This is a genomic window from Trueperella sp. (genome assembly GCF_043424875.1).
Classification (GTDB): Bacteria; Actinomycetota; Actinomycetes; order Actinomycetales; family Actinomycetaceae; genus Trueperella.
Genome location: NZ_JBHWPL010000052.1, coordinates 41529 through 50092, shown reverse-complemented (window position 1 = coordinate 50092; position 8564 = coordinate 41529). Strand labels below are relative to the sequence as shown.

Here is an 8564-nt window from a genome sequence, read left to right as displayed (position 1 = left end):
GGGCGAGATCACGTTGAGCGACCTCGTGCGGGCTGCCATGCGCATGCGACCCGATCGGATTGTGCTCGGAGAGTGCCGTGGTGCCGAAGTACGCGACGTGCTCGGAGCCCTCAACACCGGGCACGAGGGTGGATGGTCCACAATCCACGCGAACTCCACGCAGGACATCCCCGCCAGACTTGTGGCGCTGGGCGCGCTCGCGGACATGGCCGAATCGACAGTGGCGGCGCAGGCGGCGGCAGGCCTAGATGCCGCAATCCACGTGCGCAGATCCGGAGCGCGCAGGTACCTCAGCGAGATCTCGGTGTTTGAGCGCCGGGGCGGGGAGCTCGTGGCGCCCGTGGCCGTGCGCGTGGGCGCGGATGGCGCCGTGACCTACGACGAGGCGTGGGAGCGGCTGCTCGAGCGTCTCGATGCCAAGGACCACTCATGATCTGGCTCGCGATGCTCCTATTGGTCGGTTATGTGACCGTTCCGCGCGTGCGGGTGGCGCGCAGCCGCAAGATTCGTGAAAAAACGAAACGGTCGTCGCGGAAAACGATCGATTTGGGCGCAATTGTCACTGAAGTTGCGAGCCGGTTGCGCTCGGGGTCGAGTCCGGAGCGCGCGTGGGCGCAGACGCTGTCTCAAGCGGGGCTTCAGGTGGGGGCGCCGGTGCTCGATGAGGCTGGCGTGCCTGTTGCACTTCGTAAGCTGGGGCAGATGGGGTGGCGCGAGCGGCGGAAGGCGGGCGTGACCGACGTTGTGCGGCACACCCTGCCCGCGACCTTCGCGGTCTGCACGATGAGCTACCGGACGGGCGCGCCCATGGCCGAGGTGCTCGATGCCTGCGCTGCGGGAATCACGGAATCGGGCGAGGCGCGCAGCGCTCGTGATGTGGCGCTGGCCGGTCCGCTCGCCTCGGCGCGGATGCTCGCCGCGTTGCCGATCTTCGGCCTCGGGCTTGGGTGGGCGCTGGGTGCTGATCCCATCGGTTTTCTTTTTACGACCTTGATTGGGAGGGTTGCGCTCGTGGTAGGGCTGGCGTTCGAGCTGGCTGGAGTGGCGTGGACGGCGCGGTTGGTCGCCGAGGCGCGTGCCGCCGAGGAGGAACAGTAACCATGGGCGCACTCGTGGTGATGGCCGCCGTGCTGGTGTGGGTGTGGTCGACCCCGTGGCGGCGAATCCGCACGCGCCCAGAACCCGCGGCTGCGCCGATAGACAACGCGGTCGTGCTGGACCTAGCCGCAGCCGCGCTCAGATCGGGGCTCTCCATTCCCGGCACGCTTGCGGCTCTCGACATCGCCACCGGCGGGACGGAGCGCACGACCGTTGCCCGGCTCCTATTGATGGGTGCCTCATGGGACGAGGCGTGGGAGGGTGTGGCCGGCACTCGGCTCCGCAACTCTCTGCAAGCGGCCTGGACGGACGGCGCGGCGCCCGTTCCGCTCATCGAGCGCTCGGCGCAAACTCTGCGACTCCAACGCCAGCGCAACGCGAAGGAGGCCGCCGAACGACTCGGTGCACGGCTCGTCATGCCCCTTGGCCTGTGCTTCCTGCCCGCTTTCATCCTTATTGGGGTGGTCCCGGTCGTGGCCGGTGCCGCCGGAACGCTGTTCTGATCGCGGTTTTGGGTGCTACTCGGAGGTGTGGCGTGCCCGCGATGTTTGAGATTGCCCGCGGTTTTTAGCAGGCGATTGTGGGTATAACCTGCGCTTTCGATGAAGCGAGGAATCGCGGTATTTGGCTGGCGATCACGGGCGAATTTTTGTCCACAGCGAGGGCGGCGGGAGAGCTAGTCACTTTTTACCAACTCCCCAAATCATGGATTTTTCCAGTCGCGCACACTGGTGTTGTCACACAGGGTGACACCCGGCAACCGCCGGAAAACCCCGCCAATGTGCGGAGAGAGAAAGAAGGACAACATGATCAAGCGCGTACTTACCACGGCACTCACGCCACAGGAAGAGTCAGGAATGGTTTCGGCCGAATATGCGGTCGGAACGGTTGCCACAACGGGCATCGCCGGCATCCTCGTGTGGCTAGCCCAGCAGGACTGGTTCCGTGACGGGATCGCAGGCATTTTCAAGCTCATCTTCAATCTGGGTTGAAGAACGCCGTGGTTCGGATTTCCACTCTGAACTGAGGTGGGCCCGGCACGAGATGCCGGGCCCATTTTCAACCGACATGTATCCGCGGGTTCACGCCTGTCACGGCCTGAGCCCGCCAGTCACCAAGGAGATGACATGAGAACGACACGGCACGTTAAAGCCGAACCCGGAATGGTCACGGGCGAGTTCGCACTCGTGACGCCGATTTACCTTTTGATGGTTCTCCTCATGCTCGGCGGGCTCGTCGGCGCCTGGCGCACGATCCAGGTCTCGAATGAGGCCAAGGAGATCGCCAGAGAGTACTCGATCGAAGGAACGACGGACGTAGCCGGCGCGGTCCAGAATGCTGGCGGGCAGGTGTCGATCGACGTTGTCGACGACGTCGTGCACGTGACCGTCCGGCGTGAAGGCACGGGAATGTACGAACTAGCTGGCGTGGATTTCGTTGGTCAGCACCGCAGCGTGATTGAACCGGGAGCCTCCGATGGTAAGGGTTAACGCTGATCGGGCAGATGCGGCAGGTGAGCAACGCGCTGGTCGACGAGCATCGCCAGAGCCGGGCTTTGGCACCGTGGGCGTGGCACTTGCCATCCTTGCGACAGCGCTCGTCATGGTTGGCATGCTCCAGCTGTTCTACACCTCGTGGGAGCGAATGGAGGTTCGTAACGCGGCGGATCTGGCCGCGGTGTCCGGTGCGATTGTGTTGCGCGATTCTGGCTCCGAGAGCGAGGCATGTTCACGAGCGCGCGATATCGCACCTGACATGACCGTGACCTGCACTGCCGACGGGGATGTGATGACGATCGTCGTCACCAAAGAACCGCGCTTCGGGTGGCTCGCGGGAACCCACGAAGCAAAGGCCGTTGCGGGGCCGGCGACTTTGGGCCACGAGCGGGCTCCCTGAGCCCGGCCGCGAATCTTGGCCACGAGCGTGCTCCCTTGGTCGGGCCGTGGATCTTGTAGCGGGCGGCGCCCTGTGCCGGGTCGTGATCTTGGTCAGTGAGGGAGGCGCCCCGTGCCGACGTGTTCGTGTGGTTGGCGGCGGGTGCGCGACTGCGCGTCGTCGTTGCGCGCTCCGTCGTCGTTAATGCTTGCCTAGAAACGCCAGTCGCCCACGAGGCGGCGGAGAAGTTTCGTTGCTCCGTGTTTGTCGAGAGGCTCGTTGTTGTTACCGCACTTAGGGGATTGGATGCAGCGCGGGCAGCCGTGTGAGCAGTCGCAGGCCACGAGGGTATCGAGCGTGGCTTTGAGCCAGTCGATGCCGGCGGTGAAGCCGCGATCAGCGCAGCCCGAACCTCCGGCCATGGCGTCGTGAACGATGATGGTGGGCATGCCGGTCTGAGCGTGAACGGCGGTCGACAGGCCACCGATATCCCAGCGGTCGCACGTGGCGAACAGGGGAAGGAGGGAGATCATCGTATGCTCGGCGGCGTGTAAGGTGCCGGGCACGTCGGCTGCGGCAATGTCCGCATCTTTAATGATGGATTCCCTGATCGCCATCCACACGCCCGACGTTTGCAGGCGGCGAATTGGCATCTCGAGGGGTACCGTTCCGATGAACATGCCGTCTTTGACCCGGCGAATGTCGTAGCCAACCACGCGAGATTGCACCACCACCTCGCCGCGCTGCCACGTCCCCCACGGCAACTCCAGCGTCTCCTCGGTGCTGAGAATTTCGACCATCGTTTCGTCACGAGCAAATGTGCGGATTTCTTCTTCGCGATACCGATGGACGAGCGCAACCTCATCCGCAAGCGACTCCACAAGAAAAGGAACACCCTGATGAAGGTAGATTGCGCCGGGATGGACTGAGTAGTCGGCTCGGCCCTCGTCTACGGTGCCAAGGAGTGCACCCGACTCAGAGTCAATGATCGACACCGTGGTGCCGCCCCCGCGAATGTCCACCATGTCGTGGGGATTGACCTTGATCGACGGATTCCAGTACCAGCCGGTTGGACGCTGCTTGAGGAGCCCGGTGTCGGCAAGCTCCTCAAAGGGTTTTGTCGACTCGAGTGAAAACACGTCGATATCCGCGGCCGTCAGTGGAACCTCCGTGGCCGCAGCGCACAGGTGCCCGGGCAGGATCCACGGGTTCGTCGGATCGAAAACGCTCATCTCGGGGGTGGGCTCCACGAGCGATTCGGGGTGGGCCAAGATGTACTGATCGAGCGGATTATCGCGCCCGATGAGCACCGCGAGCCCGCCGGTGCCCGCGCGTCCCGCGCGTCCGATCTGCTGTTGGAACGAGGCGCGCGTTCCCGGCCACCCGGTCACGACCACGGCGTCCAGCCCCGAAATGTCGATGCCGAGTTCCAAGGCGGAGGTCGTGGCCAGCCCGCGCAGATCGCCCGTGCGAAGCTGCGCCTCTAACTCGCGACGCTCTTCGGGCAGGTAGCCACCTCGGTAGGCGGCGATAGTGCCTTCGAGATGTGGCGCCGATTCGGCCAGGTAGCCTCTCGAGACTTCGGCCACCCGCTCAGTTCCCGGCCTCGAGCGCACGAACGTCAGTGCCCGCGCATCCGATGAGACGAGTTTGGCGGTGAGTTCACCGGCCTCGGTGTTCGCCGCGCGGCGCCGGACGTCCGCCACGTCACCGTCGTCGTTGATCATCGGGACGCGCTCGTCCGGAACCTCGCGGCAGACCATGGTCAAAATGTCGCGCTGTCCGGCGGGCGAGCCGTCCTCCTCAACTGCGATTACTGGGCCGAAGGCGTCGCCCAAAAAGCGCTGGGCGGAGGTCGCGGGCTGGTATGCGGTGGCGGAGAGGAAAACTACGTGCGGGTCGGCGCCGTAGTGCCTCGCGACACGCAGCAGCCGGCGCACGACGAGCGCGACGTTCGAGGCGAATGATCCGCGGTAGGAGTGGAATTCATCGATGACGATGAACTGGAGGCCGCGCCAGAGCCGCTGCCACAATTCGTGGCGGCCGAGGAGTCCGAAGTGGGCGAAGTCGGGATTGGTCAGTACGATGTCGGCGGATTGGCGGGCCCAGGAGCGGGTGGGGCCATCGGCGTCGCCGTCGACGGTTGCGACGGCAATTCGCGGGTCGACGGCCGCCGCGAGTTTCGTGAGCGAGTCCTCTTGGTCGGCGCCGAGGGCCTTCGTGGGGCCGAGGTAGAGGACCGTTGGCCGCGATCGTGCGGTGGCGAGCGATGTTGTGCCCGCGCGGGCGTCCGCGATTGCGGAGAGCGCCGGGACCCATGCGGCGAGAGACTTGCCCGAACCCGTGCCGGTTGCCACCACGACGTTGTTCCCGTCATGGACGAGGTCTGCGGCTCGAGCTTGATGCGTCCACGGAGTGCCCGCGCCGATGCCCGCGAGTGCGGCGCGCACGGAATCAGGCACCCACTGGCCCCACTCGCCGAACTGCGCGGCGCGCGGAGGGATCACGACGTGGCCGGTCAGCTGGTCGCCGGCGTAGTTCGTGACGGTCTCGAGGAGTGAGGGCATGGCGTCATTGTGCCACCTGCCTCCGGCACGTGAGTATCGCTTGCTTCACTGACTGCGGATAGGGGAGTGGCCGGGGGGGGTTGGCGCAGCCGGCACCCAAGGCTACGCCGAAGCCTACTCAGTTACCTCAAGCGTGCGAGGTTGGCGCAGACCTGCTCGGGGTCGATCTGGGCGGGCCGTAGGTATCGGCGCTGGGCGATGATCGAACGGAGTCGTGGGTGGTGTCCCATTCGGACCACACCTGCTTATAGCTGAGCCGAGTCACTTGAAACCCCAAGCTTTCTAGGTACAGATCGCGCTCGCGGTCGCGCTCGTATTTACGGATGTCAGAATGATGACCTGCGGAGTCGCATTCGAGCACCCACGATTTTCCAACCACCATGTCGACCCTTTGGTGCTCATTGGGAAACAGCGGCACCTGTTGATAGACCGGGAGCCTCTTCTTTCGCATTGATTGAGCAACGCGAGTCTCGCTTCCCGATTCAGAGCCGGCGGAAAAATGACTGAGCGCCCGGCGCTGGCGCTGTGGCAGGCGCTCGAGCATTGCCTCGACCCATGCGACATCAACGACGCCCTGATTGAGCGCCGATTCGATGGCGATCAGAGCGATTTCGGGGTCGTGGTACGTAGCGACCTGTTCGATTGCTTCATCAACCGGACAGATGAGTTCCGACTTCTTGCCTGGCGCTCGATGAACGATAGGGGTGCGAAGGCCTTTTGACGCAGCGAGAACGCTGCCCTCGACGTCCATGAGACGCTCACCCAAGCCCGCGATCACGTGTAATTCAGAGTCGTTCGGGGGCATCCAGAGTCCGTGGGCGTCACAGGCCGTGGTGCATCCCAGCCGAGTGCCTGCCCGTGCGGCAGTTATGAACCTAGGATCCGCACTAGCCTCGGCGTACCATCCGAAGCCAACGTGCGTCATCGAACCCTCCGCGATCCACTTATCTAGCTGGTTGCGGCTGGCGCCTCGTTCAAGAATCTCTTTGAGCCTGTGTAGCCCCCTGTTCATGTCTCAATGGTTCCGAGGCGGCCAGATAGCGTGGCAGAAGAATCCTCATCTGTGGAAAGGCTCCGCACTCCTGGACGGTACTCGATTAGCGGCCTTGTTGCGTATGGGAGTTGGGTCGGACTTAATTCCTCTTGTGGCAGGTATAGCTGTGCGGGTTCGGGCTTGTTTACGTATGCCGAGCAGGCACGGACTTAATTCCTGTCGCAGCGCGTGGCCGGAAACGCGGCGTCTTGGCACGCGTTTTACCCGAGTTCGGTAGCGCGCAGAGTCTTGAACCGGATTTCCCGGGGCTCGCAGCGCCGTTTTGATGGATTCAGGTGGGTTGTACCGCCGATGGGCCGCAAGTTTAGTGAAAAATCGTCCGATTTTGGCAAAAATGGAAACGAGATGTCACCATGTCACTGAACTTGCGCGTTATCCTGCGTGAGTCTCCTTGACCGTCGATTTGTGGGAGGGCGCGATGCGGCAGGTTACTCATTTGCGCAGCGATCTAGCCGCGTGGACTCGTGAGAGCATCGCGGTTGACCTCGGTGAGCGCGCCCTCGAGGCGCTTAACCGCGACGTTGCCGTTCCGGCATCCCTCGCAGCCGAACGTGGTTCCCGAATCGCCCTGCTCACACGCTTGTTCTGGCTTGGCGAGACTCTTGACGATGACGACCTACGGGAGGCCTTGCCAACGACGATCGCGGATGGTCAACCAGCTGATCTCCCCTTCCTTGAAGTTGCGACCGATGGTTGGCGTTCGCGCTGGCAGATCGTGCCCGTCGATGTGCCCGACCATCTGCGGCCAATGATCAAGGAGTCCAATCCGGAGAGCACTGCCGCTCAGACGGATACGGTGTGGATCGCATCCACCCGCGGCGCACTGCAGGGCAATCGCCACGCCAGTGATTTCGTGATGGGGGTCGGCGGCGCGTCCCGCACCCTTGCCTCACTCGCGGCTTATCAGCCCGGCCAACGAGTCCTCGACCTTGGCACCGGATCAGGAATCCACGCAATCCTCGCGGCGCTCGCGGGTGCGCGCGTCACCGCCACTGATATCTCACAACCAGCCCTTGAGCTTGCCGAGTTCAACGCCGACCTCAACGGAGCCAAGATCGACCTCCGCGAAGGCTCACTTTTCGAGCCCGTGGCGGGCGAGCGATTCGACGTCATTGTTTCCAATCCACCCTTCGTCATCACCCCGCCCTCGGCGCGCGGAACCGTGGGCGCCCTCGACTATCGCGACGCCGGATTCGAAGGTGATCAGCTTTCGTCCGAGGTCGTGCGCGGACTGTCAGATCACCTTGTAGCGGCTGGTCGGGCGTGGATGCTCCTGAACTGGGAGATTGCGCAGGGCGCGGACGATCCGTACTCGGCCCTGCGCGATTGGGCTCAACCCGGGCTCGATCTGCACGTGATTATGCGCGAGCAACTTCCCGTTACCTCTTATATAGAGATGTGGCTCGCTGACGGCGGCCTGCGCCCGGGCCACCCGGATTACGAGCCGTCCTATCGCGCCTGGCTGACCGACTTTGATGACCGCGGCGTGACCCACGTGGGTCTTGGCTACGTCTCGGCCGGGCCTACCTGTCAGAGTCCGGAAGACGCCGGCGCCCCGCTCTTCCTCGGCCAGCATCTGCGCGGCACCGCGCCGCCAAACCTGCACGCCTACGTCGAATCGCTCTGGCGCCAGCGCAACCTGACGCCGGCTGACCTCACGGCGCTCGCCCCGATCGCCACCGACGTGGTCGAGCACCGCTTCTACCACCCCGGCGAACCCGACCCGTGGATCATTAAATTCACACAAACGGGAGGATTCGGCGAAGAAATCCTGGCCACAACGGCGCTCGCGGGCTTCGTCTCGGTGGCGGACGGCGAGCTCACCACGGGCCAGATCATCGCCGCACTCGCAGAACTTCTGTCGGAAGACCCTGCTACGCTCACATCGCAACTTCTTCCGAAAGTTGTCGAAATGAAGCGGTTAGGTATGCTGACATTCGTCGCCCCACACTGTGAGTAACCTTGACGGC

The 8564-nt window shown here is 63.8% G+C and carries 9 protein-coding genes; 7 read left to right on the top strand and 2 right to left on the bottom strand.

What is annotated here, in order from left to right; translation table 11 throughout:
• The 6 genes from ACHFFR_RS05470 to ACHFFR_RS05445 form a co-directional block, all read left to right on the top strand.
• Positions 1-433, top strand: a 433-nt coding sequence (locus ACHFFR_RS05470) for an ATPase, T2SS/T4P/T4SS family (protein WP_394263268.1), incomplete at its 5' end; no start/stop codon positions are given.
• The gene (locus ACHFFR_RS05465) at positions 430-1098 is read left to right on the top strand and encodes a type II secretion system F family protein (RefSeq protein ID WP_394263267.1); all 669 of its coding nucleotides are present in this window, start codon (positions 430-432) and stop codon (positions 1096-1098) included. The genes ACHFFR_RS05470 and ACHFFR_RS05465, both read left to right, overlap by 4 nt.
• A gap of 2 nt (positions 1099-1100) precedes the next feature.
• Entirely contained in the window at positions 1101-1601 is a 501-nt protein-coding gene (locus ACHFFR_RS05460) for a type II secretion system F family protein (protein WP_394263266.1), read from the top strand.
• A gap of 303 nt (positions 1602-1904) precedes the next feature.
• Positions 1905-2090 (top strand): DUF4244 domain-containing protein, encoded by a 186-nt coding sequence (locus ACHFFR_RS05455; protein ID WP_394263265.1) that lies wholly within the window; start codon positions 1905-1907, stop codon positions 2088-2090.
• Between the two features lie 135 nt (positions 2091-2225).
• Entirely contained in the window at positions 2226-2588 is a 363-nt protein-coding gene (locus ACHFFR_RS05450) for a hypothetical protein (RefSeq protein WP_394263264.1), read from the top strand.
• Positions 2575-2994 (top strand): hypothetical protein, encoded by a 420-nt coding sequence (locus ACHFFR_RS05445; protein WP_394263263.1) that lies wholly within the window; start codon positions 2575-2577, stop codon positions 2992-2994. Before ACHFFR_RS05450 ends, ACHFFR_RS05445 begins: the two co-directional genes overlap by 14 nt.
• Before the next feature lie 191 nt (positions 2995-3185).
• Here ACHFFR_RS05445 and ACHFFR_RS05440 read toward each other — a convergent pair whose 3' ends face one another.
• Together ACHFFR_RS05440 and ACHFFR_RS05435 are read right to left on the bottom strand one after the other, a co-directional pair.
• Positions 3186-5540, bottom strand: coding sequence for a DEAD/DEAH box helicase (locus ACHFFR_RS05440; RefSeq protein WP_394263262.1), 2355 nt, complete (start codon positions 5538-5540; stop codon positions 3186-3188).
• 127 nt (positions 5541-5667) lie between these two features.
• On the bottom strand, positions 5668-6291 hold the full coding sequence (locus ACHFFR_RS05435; protein ID WP_394263261.1) for an endonuclease domain-containing protein: 624 nt from the start codon (positions 6289-6291) through the stop codon (positions 5668-5670).
• A 694-nt stretch (positions 6292-6985) separates the two neighbouring features.
• Here ACHFFR_RS05435 and ACHFFR_RS05430 point away from each other — a divergent pair.
• Positions 6986-8554: a methyltransferase gene (locus tag ACHFFR_RS05430; RefSeq protein ID WP_394263260.1), complete on the top strand. Its 1569-nt coding sequence runs from the start codon at positions 6986-6988 to the stop codon at positions 8552-8554.
• Positions 8555-8564 lie beyond the last annotated feature (10 nt).

Excerpts from the sequence above, each read along its gene's own strand:
- ACHFFR_RS05465 (WP_394263267.1), top strand. The coding sequence starts at position 430 with ATGATCTGGCTCGCGATGCTCCTATTGGTCGGTTATGTGACCGTTCCG.
- ACHFFR_RS05460 (WP_394263266.1), top strand. The coding sequence starts at position 1,101 with ATGGGCGCACTCGTGGTGATGGCCGCCGTGCTGGTGTGGGTGTGGTCG.
- ACHFFR_RS05455 (WP_394263265.1), top strand. The coding sequence starts at position 1,905 with ATGATCAAGCGCGTACTTACCACGGCACTCACGCCACAGGAAGAGTCA.
- ACHFFR_RS05450 (WP_394263264.1), top strand. The coding sequence starts at position 2,226 with ATGAGAACGACACGGCACGTTAAAGCCGAACCCGGAATGGTCACGGGC.
- ACHFFR_RS05445 (WP_394263263.1), top strand. The coding sequence starts at position 2,575 with ATGGTAAGGGTTAACGCTGATCGGGCAGATGCGGCAGGTGAGCAACGC.
- ACHFFR_RS05440 (WP_394263262.1), bottom strand. The coding sequence starts at position 5,540 with ATGCCCTCACTCCTCGAGACCGTCACGAACTACGCCGGCGACCAGCTG.
- ACHFFR_RS05435 (WP_394263261.1), bottom strand. The coding sequence starts at position 6,291 with ATGGACGTCGAGGGCAGCGTTCTCGCTGCGTCAAAAGGCCTTCGCACC.